Below are 25,070 nucleotides of genomic sequence, written 5' to 3' on the forward strand. Positions count from 1 at the left end.
AGGAATTAGGCTGAAATTAAGCCTGAATACCGGTGATTTTGATCTCGGTGTACCACTGGCGGTGGCCCATACGCTTCATGTGGTGCTTACGGCGACGGAACTTGATGATGCGGACTTTATCGTGACGACCTTGGGAGATCACTTCAGCCACAACGGTAGCGCCAGCAACAACTGGAGCGCCGATATTCACGTCGTCACCGTTGGCAACCAACAGAACGCGATCAAAGGTAACGGATTCGCCGGTAGCGATTTCCAGTTTTTCGATCTTCAGGTATTCACCTGGGGCGACTTTGTACTGCTTGCCGCCAGTAACGATTACTGCATAAGACATGGTATTTCTCCGATAATCCTGCTCACCCAGCTCTTTATAAGAAGAGGTATTGGCTGGCATGGCTGCATGGGGCTGGAAGGCCCGCTTGCAATTGCGTAAGGCAGGTGCTGCCCAGGAAGTTCAGGGTGCGCGATTGTACGCAAGGCACGAGCGCCTTGCAAGGGGCCGTCCATCGCGCCTTGACACCTGCTGGCGTGGGTCCTAGCATGCCGCGCAACCCTTCTGGAGCGACTGTCGCTGATGCAACCCCAAGCTTTCTACCGCGCGGTGGCGGACGATTTTAGCGCCGTCGACGGCATCATCAAGAAGCAGCTGACTTCGCGGGTGCCGCTTGTATCGAAAATCGGCGATTACATCACCTCGGCCGGCGGTAAACGCCTGCGCCCCTTGTTAGTGCTGCTGTGTGGCAAGGCCCTGGGCCGTGAAGGCGATGATCTGCGCCTGTTGGCCGCCACCATCGAGTTCCTGCACACCGCCACCCTGCTGCATGACGACGTGGTCGACATGTCCGGCATGCGCCGTGGCCGCTCGACCGCCAATGCCATGTGGGGCAACGCGCCAAGCGTGCTGGTCGGTGACTTCCTGTATTCGCGCTCCTTCGAAATGATGGTCGAGCTGGGTTCCATGCCAGTGATGAAGATCCTTTCGCAAGCCACGCGCATCATCGCCGAAGGCGAAGTGTTGCAGCTGTCGAAGGTGCGTGACGCCAGCACCACCGAAGAAACCTACATGGAAGTCATCCGCGGCAAGACCGCGATGCTCTTCGAAGCCTCGACCCACAGTGCCGCCGCTCTGTGCGAAGCCACGCCGGAACAGGCCGAAGCCCTGCGTACATTCGGTGATCACCTGGGGGTGGCCTTCCAGCTGGTCGACGACCTCCTTGACTACAAAGGCGACGCCGAGACCCTGGGCAAGAACGTCGGTGACGATCTGGCCGAAGGCAAGCCGACCCTGCCGCTGATCTACACCATGCGCGAAGGCACGCCGGAACAGGCCGCCCTGGTGCGCAAGGCGATCCAGAAAGGCGGAATCGAAGATCTGGAAAGCATCCGCGAAGCCGTGGAAGCCTCGGGTTCGCTGGAGTACACCGCGCAACTGGCCCGCGATTATGTGGCCCGCGCGATCAAGTGCCTCGAAGCGCTGCCCGCCAGCGAATACCGCGATGCGCTGGTTGAACTGAGTGAGTTCGCGGTAGCCCGCACGCACTGACAATACTGCAAAACCCTGTGGGAGCGAGCTTGCTCGCGATTAGGCACTTACATTCAACATTGTTGTTGACTGAAAGGACGCCATCGCGAGCAAGCTCGCTCCCACAGGTATGTTCCCCACAGGTTTTCCTGCGCCGTGCCCTCTCCCGCCTAAAACCCTATATAATGTGCGCTTTTTAATGATCCTGAATCCAAGGAGCCTTAGTGAGCACGCTGCCACCCTGCCCAAAATGCAATTCCGAATACACCTACGAAGACGGCACCCAGCTGATCTGCCCCGAATGCGCCCACGAATGGTCCGCCAGCGGTGAAGCCGAAGCGGCGTCCGATGACACAGTGAAAAAGGATTCGGTCGGCAATGTCCTGCAGGACGGCGATACCATCACCGTGATCAAGGACCTCAAGGTCAAGGGTACGTCCCTGGTGGTCAAGGTCGGCACCAAGGTCAAGAACATCCGCCTGTGCGATGGCGATCACGACATCGATTGCAAGATCGACGGCATCGGCCCGATGAAACTCAAGTCCGAGTTCGTCAGAAAAGTCTGATCCTGCTGTTATCCATCCCGCGCCCCGCACGGGATGGAGCCCCCCCCCCGCTTCGCCCGGTCAATCCATGTAATAGCCAGACGCCAGTCCTTTTGACCTGACGCAATCTTGACCCGGAAAAAAGCGCAAACCGCCAATAGGCCCTTGCTATTTGATGAATAAGAATTATTCTCATCAAACCTTCAGTGGAGATGAGAACCATGACTTATTTGATCGATGCCTGGCTGGACCGCCCACACCCTTACCTCAGGATCCTGCATCGGGAAACCGGGGAAGTATGTGCCGTGCTGGAAGAGGAAGCCTTGAACGAGCTGCAGGACCAGGGTGACCTGGACGTCAGCGGCCTGAGTTCAAGCGAGCCGGTGGTGCTCAAGGAACTGGTGCGCAATCTGTTTCTGTTCTGCTATGCCCGGGCGTTGCGCCCGCACAGTGAACTGCACCACAAAATCGAACTATGAGAAACGTCGCAAGACTCTGTAGGAGCGAGCCTGCTCGCGAAAAACTCAAAGACACGCGTTCATTAAGAATGCCCGCGTAATCGTTGACGCCCATCGCGAGCAAGCTCGCTCCTACAGGTAATCGGTGTTACAGAACGTCAAGCAGCTCGACGTCGAACACCAGTACGCTGTGCGGCGGGATGCCGCCAACGCCTTGAGCGCCGTAAGCCAGTTCGCTCGGCACGTACAGGCGCCATTTGCTGCCGGCGTTCATCAGTTGCAGGGCTTCGGTCCAGCCGGCGATCACGCCGCCAACCGGGAATTCTGCAGGCTGGCCGCGCTCGTAGGAGCTGTCGAACACGGTGCCGTCGATCAGGGTGCCGTGGTAGTGAGTACGCACGGTGTCTTCACGGGATGGCTTGGCGCCTTCGCCAGCAGTCAGAACTTCGAACTGCAGGCCGGAAGCCAGAGTGGTGATGCCTTCACGCTTGGCGTTTTCAGCCAGGAAAGCCAGGCCTTCGCCAGCGGCCGCTTCAGCCTTGGCTGCAGCTTCGGCCTGCATGATTTCACGGATGACCTTGAAGCTGGCGGACATTTCTTCCTGACCCACACGGCTTGGCTTGCCGGCGAATGCGTCGGTCAGACCCGCCAGGATCGCGTCCAGGCTGACACCCGGTGGCGGGTTGTCACGCAACTGGTCGCCCAGCTGACGGCCAATGCCGTAGCTGACGCGGGTTTCGTCGGTGGACAGATTTACTTCGGACATGACACTGCTCCGCTGTGCGGACGGCCTGGAACTTGCCGTGCGTGCACAGCGCGTCCCGGAGCGCCCGGAACCAAAAGGGCCAGCAGACTAGCACAGATGTCATGCCATTGATGAGGGACGTCAGGCGATCGGCACCTTCAGGGTATCCTGCACATCGGCAACCAGCCCGCACATCTCGTCATGCACGACGGTGTGCACAAGGTTGAAGTGCAGCTTGGGAAAGGAGCGCAGCACATCACGGGCATGCTCCACCGAACGCAGGCTCATCATGTGCCCGTGCGCATCGCTCAATGGATACGCCGCGCCGTGCATCCGAGCCTCAAGCAGGTAGATGCCGCCCTCCATGGAGATCAGGTTCAGCTCATCGACCTTCCCGGCGACGGCATAGGCATTCAATTCTTGCAGGTTCATGAACGCACCTCACGCAATGGCGAGCCAACATACTTACAGGGATAGGCTTCAGCACATCAAAGCACAAGCCACAAACGGCGCCGCCCGTCTGTTTTGCAACCCTGTGGGAGCGTGGCTTGCCCGCGATGGCATCACTGCGGTACCTCGTTAGAGCGAGGTGATGCCATCGCGGGCAAGCCACGCTCCCACAATGGAAGTTGAAATCAGTGCTTGGTGACTTTATCCAGGTAACCCATGGCAAATGCCGAAACCACGAAGGTCATGTGGATGATCACGTACCACTGCAGATGTTCGGGGTCGACGTTCTTGGCGTCCATGAAGATGCGCAGCAGGTGAATGGACGAGATCGCCACGATCGACGCGGCCACCTTCATCTTCAGCGAAGAAGAGTCCATGGTGCCAAGCCAGTTGAGCTTTTCCTTGCTGTCGTCGATGTCCAGTTGCGAGACGAAGTTCTCGTAGCCGGAAATCATCACCATCACCAGCAAACCGCCCACCAGCGCCATGTCGATCAACGACAGCAGCACCAGGATCAAGTCCGATTCGGCCATCGAGAACACGTTCGGGATGACGTGGAAGACTTCCTGGAAGAATTTCAGTGCCAGCGCCAACAGCCCGAGGGACAGGCCGAAATAGATCGGCGCCAGCAGCCAGCGCGAGGCGTACATTGCATTTTCGATAAAGCGTTCCATTGAATCTCACATGTGGACTGTAAATGGCGGCGAGTATATCAGTCGCCCGCCCCTATCCAGAAGCTGCCAGAAAACGTCGAAAAATCCGCCACCTGCACCTGTGTATCAAGGTTTTTCTGCTAGTGTCCAAATCATTGAACGCTCAGTGATATTGGACAGGAAGACTGGAAATGGATGTGCGATTGCCTTTGACGAGTGCCGGAATTTGCCTGGCACTGCTGCTAAGTGGCTGCTCACCCAGCGATGAAAAGCGCCAGGTCAGCCTCGAAGAAAAAACCGCGCAGTTCGAAAAGTCGCTGGACGCCATCCAGGATCAGAAGCTCAAGGATGCCGTGGCGGAGCTGGGTGGCTCACTGCTGCTGCTCGAGCGCGCGCAACTCAAGCTCGACAGCAAGCCGGCGGAAACCGAATACGGCGAAGACGCCCTTGCCATGCTCAAGCACTACCCGACCCCGCAAGCCCTGGTCGACACCTACATCAACGGGTTGTTCGTGCTGCAAAAGGATTCCAGTTCCGACTACCTGACCGATCTGCAACCGGTGTTTCCCTTCACGTTCAGCGTTCCTGCCGCGTTTTTGTTTCCCCACGGCCTGGAGTGGCAGTCCGTCACCCTGAGCAATAAACGGGTCATTGCCTTCCAGCCGGAATGGTCGGAAACCGACCCCGGCATTCAACTCAGCCCATCGAGTTCCAACCTGACCAACCCCGATGACCTGACAGTGTCTTACCCCTTCATCGAAGGCCTCGACATCGACAAAAAAAATCAGCCGCAGCCCGTGAGCCTGCAGGGTAAGGTCGAAGTCATCGCGCCCCGCAGGCTCTACAGTTTCGACCTGACGAAAAAGGACATCGGCCAGACCCGCACCAATGACAACCTGAGCGTCACCTTGCTCACACTGACGAACAACTACGCGGAAATCGAATACAACAACAGCGCGCCGCTGGCGCCTGAAGTCAGTGAAACACCACTGAACCCGTTGATCGTCCAGGCCAGGGACAGTACCGGGCAATACATCACGCGCGCAGGCTCGATCAACGAAACGGCGACACAAATTGCCTTCTATCGGCAGCAACTGGCCAAGATGCAGCAACAAAAGAGCTGGAGCGAGGCGCTGGAAAAGCAACTCGACGAAGAACAACGTTCCTTTGAGAAACGCCAGACCCGACGCTATTCAAAGGTATATTTCAACGGGACGATCGAAACACTCGAAGTCAGCATGCTGGATTTTTCCGCCGTCACGGTCACCCGCAAGGACCTTGACCTGCCGGTCCGGCGCTTCGATGCCGAGACCCCGGACAAGGGCATTCAGCCCTTGAACCTGCCTGTGGTGGTCTATGACGACCAGGCCGCAACCTGGCTAAAAGGGGCAACGCTGAGCGAGGATCAACTGAAAAAGAACGTCAGCATCAGCCAGTCGGTCGACGACCCCAGCGCTGCTCGAATCGAATTCACCCATCTGCGCAGCTTCAACGATGAACTGCTGGGCACATCACTCAACCCCGGTGAAAGCCCGGTGAGCTTCTTTACCGAAGACACTCTTGGCAAACGCGACGAACCGATCGAGCTGTCACCGGAGGCCTACCAGATCGATCCACTGCGCGGCACCATCACCTACGATCTGAATCTGTTTCCGGAAACGCCGGCCTACGCAGTGGGCTCGATGCCACTGTTCCTGGCCACGATCGAGCAAAAAACCCTCGATACCCGTCAACTGCCCAAAGGCCTTGAGCTCAAGGACAATGCTCTGATAGTGAATCTGAAGGCATTTCCCGCCCAGGACTGGCGCTTTTTCGCCAAGGACGACAGTGGCAATTACTTGAAGGAAATTCTATCGGTCAGCCATGGCGCGAACGCACAAGGCCGGGCGCAATTTGCCGTGCATTACTTCTACGGGCAGCCTACGCGCCTGGAAACCTATCAGCGCACTGACCTCGCCACTGTGCAATATGGTTTCGAGGTCAAACTCGACAAGGCCGACATGACACGCCTTGATCAATAGTGCGACTCAGTGCTCGGGGTGAAACTCGAAGCCGCCCAGGTGACGGCAGCGACCACCGTTGATTTCCCGCAACTGGGCTTGCAGGTGCAGGCACCAGATTTGCGGATCGTCGGCCAATTCGTAGCCGTGCAAGGTCAGGCTTTCAACGATTGTGTCGAGGATTGATTCAGCGGCGATTGGACCGTGAAACGGGCCTTGGGCCTTGATGGCCGAAGGTTGTTCACCGGCCATTCCGGCGGCGAACAACAGAGTCCACATGCCCGTGTCTCCCGCCAGCGGACGGATGGCACACTCGATACGGGTCACAAGGCCCAGGCATTGACGGGTGAGGCAGAGGTTGCGCGACATGGCGGCGACCCTCGGTAGATCCGGTATTCAGCCCCCATGTGAAGGCTGTTTCGATCCTGTGATTACTGTCGATATCCCTGAGCAGAGAATAGAAGAAAAGTCTGGCTTGCAGGCCGAGGCGAGACCGAAAGGCGCCGAATGGTCATAGTGTGAATATTGACGTCATTTCGACGACGCTTTCCGATGCCCACCACAAAAAAACTTGTGGGAGCGAGCTTGCTCGCGATGGCGGTCGAACATTCAACATATTGGTCGAATGAAATTCCACTATCGCGAGCAAGCTCGCTCCCACAAGGGATTGCACAGTTTCAGATCAACGATGCATCACGCAGGCTTGGTTTCCGCCAACGCCTCTTGCGCCAACTCCTTCTCGGCTTCCTTCAGATCATCCTCGCTGATCATTTCCGCGATAACCCGCAAGCGCTCCACCACCCGCGCGTTCACGCTGCCTTCAGGGAACTCGCCATTTTCGTCCGGTTCGCCGGCCGGCTCGCCGACCAGCAAACTCAAGGCTTCGTCGGCCTGACGGACCGCGTACACATGGAACTGCCCCGCACGCACCGCAGCCAGCACCTTCTCGTCGAGCATCAGCGTGGCGACGTTGGCGTGAGGAATGATTGCCCCCTGCTCGCCAGTCAACCCGCGGGCTTCGCACAGACGGAAGAAGCCCTCGATCTTCTCGTTGACCCCGCCGACCGCCTGCACTTCGCCGAACTGGTTGATCGAACCGGTGATGGCAAAGCACTGTTTGAGCGGGGTTTTCGACAAGGCCGAGATCAGGGTGCAGGCCTCGCCCAGGGACGCACTGTCGCCATCGACATAACCATAGGATTGCTCCAGGGCGATGCTCGCGGAAATCGCCAGCGGGAATTCCTGGGCGTAGCGGCTGCCCAGATACCCCGTGAGGATCATCACGCCCTTGGAGTGGATCGGCTGGCCGAGGTTGACCTCGCGCTCGATGTCGACAATACCGCTGCCACCCGGGTACACCGTGGCGGAAATCCGCGCCGGTACACCGAAAGCCGAGTCGCCGACCTCCAGCACAGTCAAGCCGTTGCACTTGCCGACCGCTGCGCCATCAGTGTCGATCAGGATGATCCCGGCCAGCATGTCGTCGAGAATCCGCGCCGAAACCCGCCCGGTTCGCGTGGCCTTGGCCTTGAGTGCCCGTTCGATGTGCCCGGCGTCGGTCATTTCATCACCGGCCAGGTGGCGGATGAAATCGGCCTCGCTGACCAGCTGGAACAAGTCACCGATTCGCGCCGACAAGCGCCCCTGGTGCTCGGCCAGGCGGGCGCTGTAAGTCGCCAGACGCGCCACCGCATCGGCGGTCAGCGGTGCCATGCCTTCTTCGGAAGTACGGGTTTTCAGCAACTGGGCGAACTGCTCCAGGCTCTCGTCGACCATCGGGATGTCTTCGTCGAAATCCACCAGGACGCGGAACATCTCCTGGAAATCCGGATCGAGGTCTTGCAGCGTGTAATACAGCTGACGGGCACCGATGATGACGACTTTGACCTGCAGCGGAATGTGTTGCGGTGTCAGGGTCACGGTGGCCAGACGGCCCAGCTCGCCCAGCGGTGATTCCATTTTCAGCTTGCGCGATTGCAGGGCGCGTTTCAGCGCGTCCCACACGAATGGCTCGCTGAGCATTTTGTCCGCTTCAAGGATAAGGAAACCACCGTTGGCCCGGTGCAAGGCCCCCGGCCGCAGTTGGCGGTAGGTGGTGTACAGCGCGCCCTGGTCGGTGCTGTATTCGATACGACCGAAGAGGTTTTCGTAGGTCGGGTGCGGCTCGAACACCACCGGCGCACCGCCGCTGGCCGAGTGACCGACCACCAGGCTCGGCGCGTATTGTTCTTCCAGCAACTTGCGGGCGACAGCGTCGGTCTTGCTGTCGTCCACCAGTTGCTCGACCACGGTCTTGAGCAAATACACCTGCATCGCTTGCAGATAACCGCAAACCGCCGCGTTCTCGGCATACTTCTCCGACAGTGGCGACAACAAGGGCTGCAAGGCCAGGGTGATGGTTTCTTCGTTCAGATGACGCAACTGGTTGCTCGACTCACGCTTCCATTGCGGCAGGCTGGCGAGCTCTTCGTTCAGGCGCTCTTCCAGTGCCGAAATATCCTCGTGAAAGCGCTCGCGTTCGGCTTCCGGCAACTGGGCGAATTCAGCTTCGTCCAACGCCTTGCCGTCGCCCATCGGGGTGAAGGCGATATTGCTGGCGTCGCGGTAGAGCGCGACGTCCTTCTCCAGCGCCAGACGCTCGATGACGTCCAGGGCCTTGTCGTAGCGCTGGTTGAAGGCGCGGTCGATGCCACTTTTTTTCTGTTGGTAGGACGGATGCTCGAAGACAGCCGGAAACGTCGCCAGCAGGTTGTCGATCAAGCCGTTGATGTCACCGATGAAGGCACCGGCGGTGCCCGACGGCAGTTCCAGTGCGCGCGGCTCGCGCGGCTCATCGAAATTGTTGACGTAGACCCAGTCCGCCGGAGTCTGCAGGCGCTTGCCTTCGGCCTTGAGGTAGCGTTTGACGAACGAGAACCGGCCAGTCCCGGGTTCGCCCATGACGAATACGTTGTAACCGGGGCGTGGCATGGCCACACCGAACTGCAAGGCTTCGACCGCACGTTCCTGGCCAAGCACACCGCGAAAGGGCTCCAGATCATTGGTGGTAGAGAAGCTGAACTGTTCAGCGGAAAACGGACGGGTCAGCGCTTCGGGCGCTAGACGCAAGCTGGCAGCAACAGGATCAGGCATCGGGCTTCCTTAACAATCAGGCGGGGCAGATGGCAGCATTCTGGCGCTGCCCATACCCGACTGGCAAGGAGTGCCGCAGGCCAAAGCATAGACAAGCCGAAACCCCGACGTAGAGCCGCGCCAAATCACTGTTTGCGACGATTGTTTTTGCAAAAAATCACGGAACCCCGCGATCGTGCCTAAACTCCAAACTGCGCGGCTGGACTAATGACCGGCCCACTGGCACCAGACGGGCCAGAACTCCTTGTCAAACTGGTATGCACATAAAGAGAACAAAGCTATGAAACGGATTCTTCTTGGTACTCTCTTCACCGCTGTATCCATCAACGCCATGGCTCAGGCGCCAGGCGGCCCGGATTGCGGTTGGGGCAACATGCTGTTCGAAGGCCAGCGTGGTACTCCGGCTCACTTCCTGGCATCCACCACCAACGGCACTTCCGGCAACGCAACCTTCGGCATGACATCCGGCACCAACGGTTGCGCAACCAATGCGTCGCTGACCTACGGCGGCAAATCCTGGTTTGCCATGAACGGCATGATGAACGAACTGTCCGAAGACATGGCCAAGGGTCAGGGCGAAGCGCTGACCACCTATGCCGTGGTACTGGGCGTAGCGCCGGAAGACCGTGCGCACTTCGCCGCTGTCACTCATGAGCACTTCCAGCAGATCTTCAGCAAGGCTGACGTGACTGCCGAAGATGTGCATACCAACACCCTGGCCGTGCTCAAAGCCGACCCTCGTCTGGCCAAGTACGCAACTCAAGCTTAAGCTCGACCCGCCCCGCTTCTTTCGGGAAGCGGGTTTTGTTTTTTGGATCTGCCCCTCTTTGGGAGCGTCGGTAAGTCAACACGCAAAACCTGTGGGAGCGGGCTTGCTCGCGAATGCGGTGTATCAATTGACCATTATGTTGACTGACCCACTGCTTTCGTCGGATCGCCGCCCGGAGCAAGCCCGCTCCCACATGGAATGGGTTTGACTGACTGGCACAATCCTGGTCGGGGCTCAGTTTCTATCGATTAAGTTGCCATCTATGTTCAAACGCCTTGCCTGGCTGGCGCTCTGTGTCTGCGCCCCACTGTCCGCCGCGCCTCACATCGACCCACAACGCTTGCAGCAACTGGCCAACGACCCTTTCTGGATATCCCTGGGCCATTACGAAACCGCCAAGCTCGGCGGCTGGCGCAGCTATGTCAGCGACCGGAAATTCTTCCTCGCCGCCGATGGCAATGAACATCCGGACCATGAACTGGCGGCGACTGTACAAGCCTTGTATGCCCCGGCCAGTGCCGGTGAACAACACGCGCAATGCGTCTACCCGGCGCGCACCCGCTGGCTGAAGGAACAACTCGACCTGACCGGTCTGCCAACGCCGGACTGCGCAGCGTTCAAACAATGGTTCAAGGACGTCTCGCCCGACAGCGCAGTGATGATCTTCCCGGCGGCCTACCTGAACAGCCCTTCCTCGATGTTCGGCCATACCCTGCTGCGCATCGACCAGGCCGAAGTGAAGAGCGACAAGACTTCGCTGCTCAGTTACGCGATCAACTTCGGTGCCTACATAGAGGGCTCGGACAACAGCATCATCTATGCCTGGAAAGGCCTGATGGGCGGGTATCCCGGCCTGTTCGCGATGGTGCCCTATCAGGAAAAGCTCTCGGAATACCGCAGCCTGGAAAACCGCGACCTGTGGGAGTACCGCCTTAACCTGACGCAACAAGAAACCGCGCGCATGGTCGAGCACGTCTGGGAGCTGAAGCAGATCAAATTCGACTATTTCTTCTTCGACGAAAACTGCTCATACCGCTTGCTGGAACTGCTGCAAGTGGCCCGACCGAGCCTGCGCCTGACCGGGCAATTTCCGCTCACGGCCATCCCCACCGACACCGTCAAGGCCGTGAAAGCGGCCGGGCTGGTGGAATCGATCCAGTATCGCCCGTCCCGGGAGCGCGAATTGCTCAGTCGCGCCGAGTCATTGAACCCTGAAGAGCAGCAATGGGTGCTGAAAGTCAGCGCCGACCAGAAACAACTGCAAGACCCGGCGTTCAAGGCACAACCCCGCGACCGCCAGGCGCTGATCATCGATGCCGCTTATCGCCTGGAGCGCTATCGCGCCAACGGCCAGGAACGCGATCCGGCGCGCGCCCAGCGCAGCTTCGAACTGCTGCGGGCGATCAACCATAACCCGGCGCCGGAGCTGAATATCCTGCAACCCGGCCTGCCTGAAGACGGTCACGAGTCGCGCACCTGGCAGCTCGGTCTCGGCACCCGTGGAGACAAAGCCTTTGGCGAGTACGGCTTGCGCATGGCTTATCACGACCTCAATGACAACAGCGAAAGCTTTCCCCTTGGCGCGCAGATCGAAATCCTGCAATTGAAACTTCGCCAGTACGAAGGCAACGACTGGCAGGTACAGCAACTGGACCTGGCAACCATTCGCTCCCTGACCCCGCGTAACGAATTGCTGCAACCGCTGTCATGGCAAGTCACAGGTGGCCTGGAACGGGTGCCGGGCCGCAACGATGACCAAACCCTGGTCAGCCATGTCAACGGCGGTGGTGGTGGAACCTGGCAACTGAGCGAGGACATGCTCGGATTTGTCCTGGGCACTGTGCGTATCGAGCACAACAACGACTTCGCCGAATTCATCGCGCCGGCCGCCGGTTTCAACAGTGGGGTGCTGTGGAAAAACCCGCTGGGCAATTTGAGCCTGGAAGCCAAGGGCGATTTTTTCACCAATGGTGAAGTGCGCCGCAGCCTGAGTCTGAATCAGCAATGGGAAATCTCCCGCAATCTCGGACTGCGCTTGAGCGCCCAGCGGGAGTTCAGCCATTTGGCGTCGGCCGAGAACGAAGTGATGCTTGAGCTGAAGTGGTATCACTACTGACCCGAACGTAACGAAAATCCCTGTGGGAGCGAACCTGCTCGCGAAGACGTAGTGTCAGCCAATATTTATTGGACTGACTAACCGCCATCGCGAGCAGGCTCGCTCCCCTGGGGGTTATGTGGCGTTCGACAAAGTGCATGCACACCTTTCACATCCCCCGGCGAATCCACCTCTAGACTTTCTCTATGGGCCGCGTATCGGCTTGAGAGCGTGAGACGTGGCGGTATGCGGGATGGTTGGGTGCCAGTCAACCCACGACGACCTGCTCGCTGCCCAGGCCTGTCACTCGCCGTAAGTCGCTTTCAGACATCCAGTGAAACCAAATGCCTGCGACCATGGCCCAAATTCTATATCGGGAGAATTTCATGAGCCGTGCCTTCGTCAATGAAGATAACGCCGCCGCGCAAGCCGATCAGCCAGTCGAACGACAGGTCAGCGCGCAGCCCAATTACGTCACGCCGCAAGGCCTTAGCCTGTTGCAGGGTAAAGTCGCCGAACTGCAAAGCCTGCACGCCGAACAATCGGCAAAAGGCGAGCAGGCCGACAAGCAGCGCCTGGCCGATCTCGAACGTGACCTGCGTTACTTCAAGCAGCGCCTGGGCAGCGCTCAGGTGGTACCCGCCGCGACGTCGACCGAGAAAGTGCAGATCGGCAGTTGGGTGACCTACGCCGACGAACACGCCACCGAACGCCGGGTACAACTGGTGGGCGAAGATCAGGCCGATGCCGCCCACGGCCTGATCAATTGGGGTTCGCCGCTGGGCCGGGCACTGCTCGGTGCACGACTCAATGACGAAGTGCTGTGGCAGCGCCCCGCCGGGGATCAATTGATTGAAGTGATTCGTATCGAACCAACGTAGGCTTCGTGCGAAAACTTGCCGAGCGGCGATCAGGCAAGGCGCATGGCATTCTGCGACATCTCCAGCTCGCTCACCACCACACCACCGGCGTTGGATGCCTTGCCCGGTGCAAACAGAATGTCCGCCTCGTTGAACAGGTCGACCACTTCAAGGGTGGTCGGCATGTTCGCCCCTTCAGTCACACAGATGCAGCCATTGCGCAGCAAGATGCGAGCGGCCCGAAAAATCAACACCCGCACCACAATAGAGACCGTCTCTGATGACCCAGCCCCTCACCTTCCGCGAGGGGCCTGATCAACGTCGTTATCGAGAGCACTCCCGCTGCGCAAGCGCAAGCAACACGCATAGCACCAGTACTTGAGCAGCAACGCCGAGCGTTTCAAGATCCAGGTAAGTGGGCGCCAGCCGGATATTGCTGTCACGGGGGTCCAGTTCATTCGGATGGGTAGCACCCGCCTGAGTCAGGGCGACACCCGCTTGTAGCGCAAGCTCCACGACCCTGCGCGCGCACCCTTCAGGTAAATCCAGGCTGACGAAATACCCGCCTTTCGGCTTTGTCCAGTGCACGCGGCTGACCCCGGCAAATCCGTGTGACAATTCGCTCTCAAGTCGCTCGAACCTGGGCGCCAGCAACTCACGGTGTTTCTTCATGTGATCCGTAACACCTTTGCTGTCGCGGAAGAACAGCAGGTGGCGCAGTTGATTGACTTTGTCGGGACCGATGGTGCGGTACTTTCGATGGCCCAACCACCAAGCGAGATTCGCCGCAGATGACCCGATAAAAGCCAAACCGGCTCCCGGCAAAACAATCTTCGACGTCGAAGCGAAAACAAATACGCGGTCACCATTTCCCGCCTCTTCACATAACCGAGCAATGGGCTGGTTCGGCACCTCATCATCAGTCAGATGATGTACTGCATAGGCATTGTCCCAAAACAGTACGAAATCCTCTGCGGCCGTTGGCATCCTGGCGAGTCTCGCCACCGTTTCACCACAGTAAACCGTGCCCGATGGGTTGCTGTACTTGGGTACGCACCACATACCTTTTATCGTCGGGTCCGAGGCTACCAAGCGCTCGATCATGTCCATGTCCGGACCGGTTTCGAGCATGGGCACCGGCACCATTTCAATGTTGTATGCGTCACACATCGCAAAATGCCGGTCGTAGCCCGGCACCGGGCAAAGAAACTTTATCGACGATTCTTTTCCCCATGGACCCGGACTGCCCCGGAGGCCATGACTGAATACGTAACCCAGCGTCTCATGCATCAAGGCGAGGCTGGAGTTTTCCCCCACGGCGATCTGATCGGCCGGCAATCCCAGCAATATTTCCGCGACGAGCTCCCGTATCTCCGGCATTCCCTGTAAGCCGCCATAATTTCGCCAATCACCAGCAGCGGCAGATGCGAAGCATGATTGCCCGGGTAGCGACAGAAATGAATCAGCCAGATTCAATTGCTCGGGCGAAGGCAATCCTCGACTCATATTGATATCAAGCGGGTTATCCGTGACTCGGGAATAGCAGATCTCAAGTTGTTGGCGAGTCAGCTCGCCAGGACGATTATCGAAGCCTGCGAATACATTCATCTGCATTTCTCTTTAGCTATCTGAAGAAGGAAACATCGTCAAAGCAAATACAACGCACCGGCATATATCGAAGCACAACACATCAACGACTTGATGACGCTGCGCGTAAACGCTGCAATAAAGAATGACAACAGGATCATGATAAGTTTTATAAGCTGCCCCCCTTCGAAATGCCCCAGCCAATCCTGAAACAATGCCTCGCCGAATGCGATGGTGTAAATGATCCCGCCCATCACTGCACAGGCGGAATAACTCAAAAACACATAAACATTTCCATCCCCATTGATTTTATATTTCCGGAATATCAAGACTGGCAAAAAACGCAGGACATATGAAACGCTTGCAGCAACCAAAATCAACATCCAGTTACTCATGAAGTCTTACCACTCAGGCGATCAGCAGAAAGAAACACAGCACCCAGTACCAAGGGAACAATAAAAACGTGGTATGCACCCAACCAGGATCCAACGATTGGCGTAGCAACAAACCCGATAGCGGTAGCCACGACAGGTCGCCATTTCGGCCAAGACATTCCAACCAATGCAGTAAAGTGGATAGGCAATATCATCGCGATTACCGCATAGGCCATGACACCCAAATCAGCGCGTATGAGATAGCCCATGACGGTTGCCAAAACAGCCACAAACAAACTGGTAATACCGCACCCCAAATAGTAGCGATAACTATCCAGAGCGCTGCCTTTGTTTGAGTTGGCAAGGGTGAAGGTCGATACTGAGAGTAACTGCACCGACCACATCATCTTCGTTAACGATATTGACTTGAATTGCTCACAAAGAACCGAAGACATGATCATGAACCGGAAATTCACCAGAAGCGTGATCATGATTAACGCTCCAATGGTGATCCCCCCATCAGACTGCCCAATGAACACCTGAAGCGGGGCAGCGTGTACGGCAAGTGTCATGACTATCGACTGCATCAGAGAAAAACCTGCAGATGCCAATAAAACGCCGATAGAGAAAAACATGAACAAAAAAGCCAGGCAAACAGGGATCGAATCAATACAACCCTTTATAAAATCATCACTACCAAGGCAAAACTTTTCTCGAGAAGCGCTCACGGAGGCCACCTTCTATTCAACGGAGAGTCAGCACAGCAAACTTTATCAGGTCGCTTCAGCCAAGCGACCTGAAAGACGATGTTGTATCAAGCAACTTTATCGGAGAGTCTGCTGCCTACTGCATTGAGGTAGGCAAGACTATCGGACAACGTGCTGCCACGCGTCTCGAAGCCTACCAGGCCGTGCCACTCATGCTTCAATATCGCTTTGATCAACCCGGGATAATCCAGGGTTCCTCTTCCCAATGGAAAGTGGGAATCACGCTCCCCTTTATTGTCACTGAAGGACATCCCAACGACATGCTGATGCAGCCGTTCGAAGACTTTAACCGGGTCACCGTCATTAACATGGGCATGAGACACGTCCAAAAAAACTTTAGCCCCGGAACATTTTCCAGCACCTCAGCATATTCGTCCTCGGCAACACAGATATAGTAGAACGGATGGAACTTCGTATAGTTGCTAAGATTTTCCAACCATATTTCTACATTCCGCTCACGTGCGTACTCAACAAGCTCACCCAGGTTATCAATCAAGGTATTCAGTCCCAGACGGCGAGCCTCGATAACCAGGCGTGGCTCTACGATTCCCCCCCCATGAACGATGACGGGTGCGCCTCCCAGTGCAGAACTTAAATCAACCTCTCGTTTTATATAGTCAAGTGCTGCCCCCCCTAATTCTCGAACGTCACTTCCAAGCGGGGCCTTGAAGTTCCCATGATAAACAGGCTTTACGCCAATATTCGAGATGGACTCACGCAAGGCCGCAATCCTGTTTTCCGTCCAGTCGGAAGGGCGCTCTCCCGGCAAACTGCCATCGATATACCAGTGGCTGTAGCCTTGTTTTGCAGCCTCGAGTATGCCGTGCTCGGCTGTTAAATAGTTTTGCTGGGCGGTACCCGTTATGTATTCTGGGCACTTTTCAACACGAACATTATCTTCAGCTATTATCATTCTTGACGATCCATTCAGTTTGATTTCCGGTAGTGTTACAAAGTGACATCGACAGTGACGACCTCAATTAAAAACCACAAACAACACAACACTATCAAAGAGATTCCTTTCACACTACGAGCACACCGCCACACCATATCGCAACAAACCGAACCTGAAACCGCCCAATTATTACACAATATAAATAGCACAACCGCATTAACAGCTGAAGCACGACACAGCAATACAACAATTTGAATAAACCAACACCACCAATACAACATACAAACCCGACGACCACAAAACACACAGAAGCATTCTCAACACACAATGCACTTAAGCCACGAGGCACATCACAACACGAGGTTTTTTGTTACGAATAATGCTAGAGCCCCTAAACAAACTCTAATAATTTAATTACACCCATTACAAACACGTGAACAAAATCGACACTTCACGTAATAAACGGCCAAAAAAAAATCCGATGCCTTGCAAGGCATCGGATTTTTTTTGGCGCAAACAGCAGTCAGGCTTTACCTCTTGACTGCCTGCCCTTGGGGGCTTCGCTGTTCAAAACACTGCCCCGACATCAGGCCAGTTTCTTGTGCCGTACACGATGCGGCTGGGCAGCCGCTTCGCCGAGACGCTTTTTACGGTCGGCTTCGTACTCGGTGTAGTTGCCTTCGAAGAACACCGCTTGCGAGTCGTCTTCGTACGCCAGGATGTGCGTCGCGACGCGGTCAAGGAACCACCGGTCGTGGGAGATCACAATGGCGGCGCCCGGGAAGTCCAGCAGGGCCTCTTCCAGGGAACGCAGGGTTTCAACGTCGAGGTCGTTGGACGGTTCGTCGAGCAGCAGGACGTTGCCGCCCTCTTTCAGGGTCAGGGCCAGGTGCAAGCGACCACGCTCACCACCGGACAGGTCCTTGACGAACTTCTGCTGATCGCCGCCCTTGAAGTTGAAGCGACCAACGTAGGTGCGCGACGGGATCTCGTAGTTGCCGATGCGGATCTGGTCGGAACCGTCGGAAATCTGCTGGAACACGGTCTTGCTGCCGTCCAGGTCTTCGCGGCTCTGATCCACGCAAGCCAGTTGCACGGTTTCGCCGACTTCGATGCTGCCAGAGTCCGGCGTTTCCTTGCCCATCAGCATGCGGAACAGGGTCGATTTACCAGCACCGTTACCGCCGATCACGCCGACGATGGCGCCTTTAGGCATGGAGAACGACAGGTTGTCGATCAGCACGCGGTCGCCGTAGCCCTTGGTGACGTTCTTGAATTCGATGACCTTGTCGCCCAGGCGCGGACCGGCCGGGATGTAAATCTCGTTGGTTTCGCTGCGCTTCTGGAATTCCTGCGATTGCATCTCTTCGAAGCGTTGCAGACGAGCCTTGGATTTCGACTGGCGGGCCTTGGCGCCTTTGCGCACCCACTCCAGTTCTTCCTTCATGGCCTTTTCATGAGCCGACTGCTGCTTGGATTCGGCAGCCAGACGATCGGACTTGGCTTCCAGCCAACCCGAATAGTTGCCCTCGTACGGAATGCCCGCGCCGCGGTCGAGTTCCAGAATCCAGCCAGCGACGTTGTCCAGGAAGTAACGGTCGTGCGTGATCGCAACCACAGTACCCGGGAAGTCGTGCAGGAAATGCTCGAGCCATGCAACGGAGTCGGCGTCCAGGTGGTTAGTCGGTTCGTCGAGCAGCAGCATGTCCGGTGCGGACAGCAGCAGGCGGCACAGGGCCACACGACGCTTTTCACCACCGGACAGGTGTTCGACCTTGGCATCCCAGGCCGGCAGGCGCAACGCATCGGCGGCGACTTCCAGCTGGCGCTCCAGGTTGTGGCCGTCGCTGGCTTGCAGGATGGCTTCGAGCTTGGCCTGTTCGGCGGCCAGCTTGTCGAAGTCGGCATCCGGATCGGCGTAGGCCGCGTAGACCTCGTCCAGGCGTGCCTGGGCGTCCTTGATCACGCTGACCGCTTCCTCGACCACTTCACGCACGGTCTTGGTCGGATCCAGTTGTGGTTCCTGCGGCAGGTAGCCGATGTTCAGCTCCGGCATCGGACGGGCTTCGCCCTCGAACTCGGTGTCGACGCCAGCCATGATTTTCAGCAGCGTGGACTTACCCGAACCGTTGAGGCCGAGTACACCGATCTTGGCGCCGGGGAAGAACGACAGAGAAATGTTTTTCAGGATTTCCCGCTTCGGCGGAACAACTTTGCCCAGCCGATGCATGGTGAATACGTATTGAGCCATGGAGAACCTAGGGTCAGTGACTGATGAATGATTAGGGCACAGGCGAAGCCTGGCCAGGCTGTGCGCGTCACCCGATTGAGAGCTTTCAATATAGGCGCGCTGAAAAAGCCTGAGTATGGGGGCGTTCTCAATTAGTTTCCACGCCGCGTTGTCGCCTTAAAGCGGGCCAGGCAAGGCGCAGGCCGCTGGAAATGGTCGCTCCCTTTCCAAGGCCTGCAACGCAGCCTGGCCCGCTTTAAGGCACAACCCGAAGGGCCGGGTCTGCTGTTGTGCAGGGCTGCGTTGCTCGAAGCTTATTTGGAATGACCAAACCACGCTTCTCGCGCCTTGCCCTGCACAACAGCAGACCCGGCGCGGTGCGGAAACTAATTGAGAACGCCCCCCCGGAGCTGGAACGCTCCCGCGTAACCGGCAAAGCTACCTTAATGACCGATGGCAGTCCAGCCGACGGGCTGGGGCTGGCACTTCGCCACAACTCAAGGCATGCTAGCCGCCCTTCGGGCGTCCGGCTTATAGTGCACGTCGCGCCAGTCCAGCCAAACCGCAGGATTACAGCTTGTCCAATGTCCCTCCGCCCCTGACTTCCAGTGCGCCGACCATAGCGCCCGGCTCCCCCCTGCGCGGGACTTTGAAGGGCACCTTGGCGACACTTGCATTGTTGTTGCTGGCATTGCTGTTCTGGCAGTTGCTCGATCAGTTGCGCGAAACCCAGAAAAAACAGCGCCAGTACACCATCGACTACACCGCCGATCTGGCCGCTCAGGTCAGCCTGAACATGGCACTCAACGCCCAGATTGCCCTCAACCTGTTGCCCATCGTCGAGCAACCGCATAATGCCGACGAGCTGCAGGCCCTGCTACGCAAGCTGCAACAGTCGCTGCCGGAACTGCGCAGCCTGGCCTTGCTCAGCCCCTCAGGGAAAATCATCCGTGACAGCGCTCCCGACAGCGATGACAGCGACTACCTGGGTGAACTGGTACGCCGCAGCCACGCCCAGGTGCACTACTTCAGCAACGCCACCGATGGTTCCGTGGTGCATTTATTGTTGCATCAGGCCAGCGGCAGTTCCCGGGGCTACTGGGCCTTGCGCCTGACACCGACCTTCTTTTCGTCCTTGACCAAGCAAAACGAGGCCGGCAGCCGTCCGTTGTGGCTGGTGGAAAACCGCATCAATCATCAGATCATCAGCCGTGACGAAGGATTGCCCTCGGTCAATCCGGGCACACTGACCGAGGACGATGTCGCCAACAGTGTGCTGACGGTTCCGCTGAGCAGCAGCGATTGGCAATTGCGCGGCTTGTTTGACCGTCAGCGCGTACTGGAGGAACTGCTGCCGGCGTTCATCGGCAAATGCCTGCTGGGCCTGGCGTTGTCCATGCTGCCGTTCATCGCTTTGCTGAACATGCGCCGGCGTCAACGCCAATTGCATGAGGGCCGTCGGCGTTATCAGGACATTTTCGAAGGCACCGGTGTGGCCTTGTGCGTCCTTGACATGTCCGGGCTGAAGAGCTTTTTCGACAAGGCACACCTGCAGGACAGCGAACAACTGCAAGCGTGGCTGGCGATCCCGGAAAAACGCCGACAACTGGTGCAGGAACTGCGGATCACCGAGGTCAACCAGGTCGCACTGCAGTTGCTCAATGTCGATAACGCCAATAAAGCCTGGAAGCTGCTGATCGATGGCCATCCGCTGGACGGCACCGCCATCGGTAACCAGGTGCTCGACGCGGTGCTCAATCAGCAGCAACAGCTTGAGCTGGAAATCAAATTGCAGGATGCCGGCGGTCGCGACCAGCACCTGTGGCTGGTACTGCGCCTGCCGCAGACCCAGGACGACTATAAATCGGTGATTTTGAGCATCACCGATATCACCAGCCGCAAGCTCACCGAGCTGTCGTTGCAGGAGCGCGAAGGCTTTTGGTCGGACGTGGTGCGTACCGTACCGGATCATCTGTATGTGCAGGATGTGATCAGCCAGCGCATGATCTTCAGCAACCACCATCTGGGCCAGACGCTGGGTTACAACCGCACCGAACTGCACCAGATGGGCGAATATTTCTGGGAAATCCTCCTGCACCCCGAAGACGCCGACTATTACCACCGCTCCCGCCAGGTCCAGCGCCAGGCCGGTTATCGCCAGTTGATGCAGTGTCAGTTGCGCTTCCGCCATCGGGACGGCCAGTGGCGACGCTTCGAGATTCGCGAGCAGGCACTGGCGCGGGACAACGAGGACCAGGTCACGCGGATCATCGGCGTGGCCAAGGACATCACCGACCAGATCGAAGCCAGCGAATCCCTGCGCGACAGCGAGCAGCGCTACCGCATGCTCGCCGAAAGCATCAGCGACGTGATTTTCTCCACTGACAGCCGCCTCAACCTCAATTACGTCAGCCCTTCGGTGCAAGCCGTGCTGGGCTATGACGCCGAGTGGATCTTCCAGAACGGCTGGCAATCGACCATCGCCAACCCGCAACAACTGACCGGCATCTACCACCTGATGGACCGGGTCAGCAAGGCGTTGGATAAGCCGGACCAACTGGCGGTGTTACGCAGCCAGGTACAAACCCAATTGTTCCTGTTCGATTGCCTGCGGGCCGACGGGCGCAAGATCCCGATCGAACTGCGCCTGGTATTGGTCTGGGACGAACACGGGACATTCGAAGGCGTGCTCGGCGTCGGCCGCGACATCAGCCAGCAACGCCGGGCCGAAAAAGACTTGCGCATGGCCGCCACGGTATTCGAGCACTCGACCTCGGCGATCCTGATCACCGACCCGGCCGGCTACATCGTCCAGGCCAACGAAGCCTTCAGCCGTGTCAGCGGCTATGCCGTGGAACAGGTGCTCGACCAGTTGCCGAACATGCTGACCGTCGACGAGCAGCAGGAAGCACACCTGCGCTATGTGCTCAAGCAATTGGGCCAGCACAGTACCTGGGAAGGCGAAGTCTGGCTCAAGCGCCGCAACGGCGAGCATTACCCGGCCTGGGTCGGGATTACCGCCGTACTCGACGACGAAGGCGACCTGGCCAGTTATGTGTGTTTCTTCAGCGACATCAGCGAGCGCAAGGCCAGCGAGCAGCGGATTCATCGCCTCGCCTACTACGACGCCCTGACCCACCTGCCCAACCGCACGCTGTTCCAGGATCGTCTGCACACGGCACTGCAATCGGCCGAACGGCAGAAGTCGTGGGTGGTGCTGATGTTCCTCGATCTCGATCGCTTCAAACCGATCAACGACTCCCTGGGCCACGCCGCCGGCGACCGCATGCTCAAGGAGATGGCCACGCGCCTGCTCGGTTGTGTCGACGATGACGACACGGTGGCGCGCATGGGCGGTGACGAATTCACCTTGCTCCTGCAACCGCGCGCCAACCGTGGAATCGCCCTGAACCGGGCCATTCATGTGGCCGAACAGATTCTCGCCAGCCTGGTGAAACCCTTTGTGCTCGAGGGCCGCGAGTTCTTCGTCACTGCCAGTATCGGCATCGCCCTGAGTCCGCAGGACGGTAACGAACTCAGCCAGTTGATGAAGAACGCCGACACGGCGATGTACCACGCCAAGGAGCGTGGCAAGAACAACTTCCAGTTCTATCAGGCGGACATGAACGCCAGCGCCCTGGAGCGACTGGAACTGGAAAGCGATTTGCGCCATGCCCTGGAACAGAACGAATTCGTGCTGTACTACCAGCCGCAGTTCAGCGGCGACGGCAAGCGCCTGACTGGTGCCGAGGCGCTGTTGCGCTGGCGTCATCCCCGCCGCGGGCTGGTGCCGCCGGGAGATTTCATTCCGGTGCTCGAAGAGCTCGGGCTGGTGGTGGATGTCGGCGACTGGGTGATCAGCGAAGCCTGCCGTCAACTCAAGGCCTGGCATCAGGCCAGGGTACGGGTGCCGAAGGTGTCGGTGAACATCTCGGCGCGGCAGTTCTCCGACGGGCAGCTCGGTACGCGAATCGCCACCATCCTCAAGGATACCGGCCTGCCGCCGGCGTGTCTGGAGCTGGAACTCACCGAAAGTATCCTGATGCGCGAAGTCAGCGAGGCGATGCAGATACTCGCCGGCCTGAAGAACCTCGGCCTGAGCATTGCAGTCGACGATTTCGGTACCGGTTACTCATCGCTCAACTACCTCAAGCAGTTCCCGATCGACGTACTGAAAATCGACCGTACCTTCGTCGACGGATTGCCTTCGGGCGAACAGGATGCACAGATCGCCCGGGCGATCATCGCCATGGCCCACAGTCTTAACCTGGCCGTGATCGCCGAGGGTGTGGAAACCCACGAGCAGCTTGATTTTCTAAGGGAACACGGTTGCGACGAGGTGCAGGGCTACCTGTTCGGCCGGCCGATGCCGGCGGGGCGGTTCGAAGGGCAGTTCAGCAATGATGCCCTCTTCATGTTCGACTGAGGTTTGCGGCGCGGCAATTGGCCTCATCGCGAGCAAGCTCGCTCCCACAGGTTTTTGGGGTGTACGCACCATGTGTGAATACCAAAGATCTACTGTGGGAGCGAGCTTGCTCGCGATGAGGCCGGCACGATCACCGCTGATCCCGTCATGAAGCCCACTTGTCTGCGACATGATGCCGTTTCATATGCCATCTAAAACCCATTGGGTTAGAATGCCCCCCTTTTCCGCCCCCGATCCCTGAGGACCGCCATGTTCAGCCGTGATTTGACTATTGCCAAGTACGACGCCGATCTCTTTGCCGCCATGGAGCAAGAAGCTCAGCGCCAGGAAGAGCACATTGAGCTGATCGCTTCGGAAAACTACACCAGCCCTGCCGTGATGGAAGCTCAAGGCTCGGTACTGACCAACAAGTACGCCGAAGGCTACCCGGGCAAGCGCTACTACGGTGGTTGCGAGTACGTCGACATCGTCGAGCAATTGGCTATCGATCGCGCCAAAGAGCTGTTCGGCGCCGACTACGCCAACGTTCAGCCGCACGCCGGCTCGCAAGCCAACAGCGCCGTTTACCTGGCCCTGCTGTCCGCTGGCGACACCATCCTGGGCATGAGCCTGGCCCACGGCGGTCACCTGACCCACGGTGCCAGCGTTTCGTCCTCGGGCAAGCTGTACAACGCCATCCAGTACGGCATCGACGCCAATGGCCTGATCGACTACGACGAAGTCGAGCGCCTGGCCGTTGAGCACAAGCCGAAAATGATCGTGGCCGGTTTCTCTGCCTACTCGCAGATCCTCGACTTCCCGCGCTTCCGTGCAATCGCCGACAAGGTAGGTGCCTACCTGTTCGTCGACATGGCCCACGTGGCCGGTCTGGTCGCCGCTGGCGTCTACCCGAACCCGGTTCCATTCGCTGACGTCGTGACCACCACCACCCACAAGACCCTGCGCGGTCCGCGTGGCGGCCTGATCCTGGCTCGCGCCAACGCCGACATCGAGAAGAAGCTGAACTCCGCGGTATTCCCGGGTGCCCAGGGCGGCCCGCTGGAGCACGTGATCGCAGCCAAGGCGATCTGCTTCAAGGAAGCGCTGCAGCCTGAGTTCAAGGCATACCAGCAACAAGTGGTGAAAAACGCCCAGGCCATGGCCAGCGTATTCATCGAGCGCGGCTTCGACGTGGTTTCCGGCGGTACTCAGAACCACCTGTTCCTGTTGTCGCTGATCAAGCAGGAAATCTCCGGTAAAGACGCCGACGCCGCTCTGGGCAAAGCGTTCATCACCGTAAACAAGAACTCCGTGCCAAACGATCCACGCTCCCCGTTCGTCACCTCCGGCCTGCGCTTCGGCACTCCGGCTGTGACCACTCGTGGCTTCAAGGAAGCAGAGTGCAAGGAGCTGGCCGGCTGGATCTGCGACATCCTGGCTGACCTGAACAACGAAGCGGTGATCGACGCCGTTCGTGAGAAGGTCAAGGCCATCTGCAAGAAGCTGCCGGTGTACGGCGCTTAATGCGACGTTAAATCCGCAACATGAAAAACCGGCCAAGTGATTGGCCGGTTTTTTTTCGCCCG

20 protein-coding genes and 2 pseudogenes are annotated in these 25,070 nt (G+C 58.0%); 9 read left to right on the forward strand and 13 right to left on the reverse strand.

What is annotated here, in order from left to right:
* Positions 1-16 precede the first annotated feature (16 nt).
* The gene (gene rplU, locus PPUTUW4_RS23745) at positions 17-331 is read right to left on the reverse strand and encodes a 50S ribosomal protein L21 (RefSeq protein ID WP_003176051.1); all 315 of its coding nucleotides are present in this window, start codon (positions 329-331) and stop codon (positions 17-19) included.
* 240 nt (positions 332-571) lie between these two features.
* On the opposite strand from rplU, the gene PPUTUW4_RS23750 reads away from it, so the two are divergent.
* The 3 genes from PPUTUW4_RS23750 to PPUTUW4_RS23760 all read left to right on the forward strand — a co-directional run bounded on the left by PPUTUW4_RS23750 (position 572) and on the right by PPUTUW4_RS23760 (position 2,543).
* Positions 572-1,540, forward strand: a complete 969-nt coding sequence (locus PPUTUW4_RS23750) for a polyprenyl synthetase family protein (RefSeq protein WP_015096895.1) — start codon at positions 572-574, stop codon at positions 1,538-1,540.
* Between the two features lie 203 nt (positions 1,541-1,743).
* Positions 1,744-2,085 (forward strand): zinc ribbon domain-containing protein YjdM, encoded by a 342-nt coding sequence (locus tag PPUTUW4_RS23755; RefSeq protein ID WP_007970912.1) that lies wholly within the window; start codon positions 1,744-1,746, stop codon positions 2,083-2,085.
* 200 nt (positions 2,086-2,285) lie between these two features.
* On the forward strand, positions 2,286-2,543 hold the full coding sequence (locus PPUTUW4_RS23760; RefSeq protein WP_007970910.1) for a hypothetical protein: 258 nt from the start codon (positions 2,286-2,288) through the stop codon (positions 2,541-2,543).
* A gap of 127 nt (positions 2,544-2,670) precedes the next feature.
* Here PPUTUW4_RS23760 and PPUTUW4_RS23765 read toward each other — a convergent pair whose 3' ends face one another.
* From PPUTUW4_RS23765 to PPUTUW4_RS23775, 3 genes are all read right to left on the reverse strand, one after another.
* The gene (locus tag PPUTUW4_RS23765) at positions 2,671-3,288 is read right to left on the reverse strand and encodes an FKBP-type peptidyl-prolyl cis-trans isomerase (protein WP_007970907.1); all 618 of its coding nucleotides are present in this window, start codon (positions 3,286-3,288) and stop codon (positions 2,671-2,673) included.
* Positions 3,289-3,408: 120 nt separating this feature from the next.
* The gene (locus PPUTUW4_RS23770) at positions 3,409-3,699 is read right to left on the reverse strand and encodes a DUF6482 family protein (RefSeq protein WP_015096896.1); all 291 of its coding nucleotides are present in this window, start codon (positions 3,697-3,699) and stop codon (positions 3,409-3,411) included.
* 203 nt (positions 3,700-3,902) lie between these two features.
* Positions 3,903-4,391: a TIGR00645 family protein gene (locus PPUTUW4_RS23775; RefSeq protein ID WP_007970904.1), complete on the reverse strand. Its 489-nt coding sequence runs from the start codon at positions 4,389-4,391 to the stop codon at positions 3,903-3,905.
* A gap of 170 nt (positions 4,392-4,561) precedes the next feature.
* On the opposite strand from PPUTUW4_RS23775, the gene PPUTUW4_RS23780 reads away from it, so the two are divergent.
* Entirely contained in the window at positions 4,562-6,391 is a 1,830-nt protein-coding gene (locus tag PPUTUW4_RS23780; protein WP_015096897.1) for a hypothetical protein, read from the forward strand.
* Positions 6,392-6,397: 6 nt separating this feature from the next.
* On the opposite strand, the gene PPUTUW4_RS23785 is transcribed toward PPUTUW4_RS23780, so the two are convergent.
* Complete coding sequence (locus tag PPUTUW4_RS23785; RefSeq protein WP_015096898.1) at positions 6,398-6,739, reverse strand: hypothetical protein; 342 nt, start codon at positions 6,737-6,739, stop codon at positions 6,398-6,400.
* 324 nt (positions 6,740-7,063) lie between these two features.
* Positions 7,064-9,502: an ATP-binding protein gene (locus PPUTUW4_RS23790; protein WP_007970901.1), complete on the reverse strand. Its 2,439-nt coding sequence runs from the start codon at positions 9,500-9,502 to the stop codon at positions 7,064-7,066.
* A gap of 280 nt (positions 9,503-9,782) precedes the next feature.
* Between PPUTUW4_RS23790 and PPUTUW4_RS23795 the strand changes: the two genes are divergently transcribed.
* The 3 genes from PPUTUW4_RS23795 to PPUTUW4_RS23805 all read left to right on the forward strand — a co-directional run bounded on the left by PPUTUW4_RS23795 (position 9,783) and on the right by PPUTUW4_RS23805 (position 13,247).
* Complete coding sequence (locus PPUTUW4_RS23795; RefSeq protein WP_007970900.1) at positions 9,783-10,271, forward strand: DUF3015 domain-containing protein; 489 nt, start codon at positions 9,783-9,785, stop codon at positions 10,269-10,271.
* A gap of 262 nt (positions 10,272-10,533) precedes the next feature.
* Positions 10,534-12,387 (forward strand): DUF4105 domain-containing protein, encoded by a 1,854-nt coding sequence (locus PPUTUW4_RS23800; protein ID WP_015096899.1) that lies wholly within the window; start codon positions 10,534-10,536, stop codon positions 12,385-12,387.
* A gap of 365 nt (positions 12,388-12,752) precedes the next feature.
* Positions 12,753-13,247 (forward strand): GreA/GreB family elongation factor, encoded by a 495-nt coding sequence (locus PPUTUW4_RS23805; protein ID WP_007970897.1) that lies wholly within the window; start codon positions 12,753-12,755, stop codon positions 13,245-13,247.
* Positions 13,248-13,282: 35 nt separating this feature from the next.
* Here the strand turns inward: PPUTUW4_RS23805 and PPUTUW4_RS23810 are convergent.
* The 7 genes and pseudogenes from PPUTUW4_RS23810 to ettA all read right to left on the reverse strand — a co-directional run.
* Positions 13,283-13,462, reverse strand: a pseudogene (locus PPUTUW4_RS23810) (glutamate dehydrogenase); the annotation flags it as partial.
* An 88-nt stretch (positions 13,463-13,550) separates the two neighbouring features.
* Positions 13,551-14,834: an aminotransferase class I/II-fold pyridoxal phosphate-dependent enzyme gene (locus PPUTUW4_RS23815; protein WP_015096900.1), complete on the reverse strand. Its 1,284-nt coding sequence runs from the start codon at positions 14,832-14,834 to the stop codon at positions 13,551-13,553.
* Between the two features lie 38 nt (positions 14,835-14,872).
* The gene (locus PPUTUW4_RS23820) at positions 14,873-15,208 is read right to left on the reverse strand and encodes an AzlD domain-containing protein (protein WP_049810816.1); all 336 of its coding nucleotides are present in this window, start codon (positions 15,206-15,208) and stop codon (positions 14,873-14,875) included.
* The gene (locus PPUTUW4_RS23825) at positions 15,205-15,915 is read right to left on the reverse strand and encodes an AzlC family ABC transporter permease (protein ID WP_015096902.1); all 711 of its coding nucleotides are present in this window, start codon (positions 15,913-15,915) and stop codon (positions 15,205-15,207) included. The genes PPUTUW4_RS23820 and PPUTUW4_RS23825 overlap by 4 nt, the downstream gene beginning before the upstream one ends.
* Before the next feature lie 86 nt (positions 15,916-16,001).
* Complete coding sequence (locus PPUTUW4_RS30535; RefSeq protein WP_265102315.1) at positions 16,002-16,277, reverse strand: sugar phosphate isomerase/epimerase; 276 nt, start codon at positions 16,275-16,277, stop codon at positions 16,002-16,004.
* 59 nt (positions 16,278-16,336) lie between these two features.
* Positions 16,337-16,867, reverse strand: a pseudogene (locus PPUTUW4_RS30540) (TIM barrel protein); the annotation flags it as partial.
* Between the two features lie 568 nt (positions 16,868-17,435).
* Positions 17,436-19,100 (reverse strand): energy-dependent translational throttle protein EttA, encoded by a 1,665-nt coding sequence (ettA, locus tag PPUTUW4_RS23835; protein ID WP_007970893.1) that lies wholly within the window; start codon positions 19,098-19,100, stop codon positions 17,436-17,438.
* A 556-nt stretch (positions 19,101-19,656) separates the two neighbouring features.
* On the opposite strand from ettA, the gene PPUTUW4_RS23840 reads away from it, so the two are divergent.
* Together PPUTUW4_RS23840 and glyA are read left to right on the forward strand one after the other, a co-directional pair.
* A complete protein-coding gene (locus tag PPUTUW4_RS23840; protein WP_015096904.1) occupies positions 19,657-23,505 on the forward strand; it encodes a bifunctional diguanylate cyclase/phosphodiesterase in 3,849 nt (1,282 codons plus the stop codon).
* A 249-nt stretch (positions 23,506-23,754) separates the two neighbouring features.
* On the forward strand, positions 23,755-25,008 hold the full coding sequence (glyA, locus tag PPUTUW4_RS23845; protein WP_007970889.1) for a serine hydroxymethyltransferase: 1,254 nt from the start codon (positions 23,755-23,757) through the stop codon (positions 25,006-25,008).
* The last annotated feature ends 62 nt before the right edge of the window (positions 25,009-25,070 follow it).

Source organism: Pseudomonas sp. UW4, assembly GCF_000316175.1.
Classification (GTDB): domain Bacteria; phylum Pseudomonadota; class Gammaproteobacteria; order Pseudomonadales; family Pseudomonadaceae; genus Aquipseudomonas; species Aquipseudomonas laurylsulfatiphila.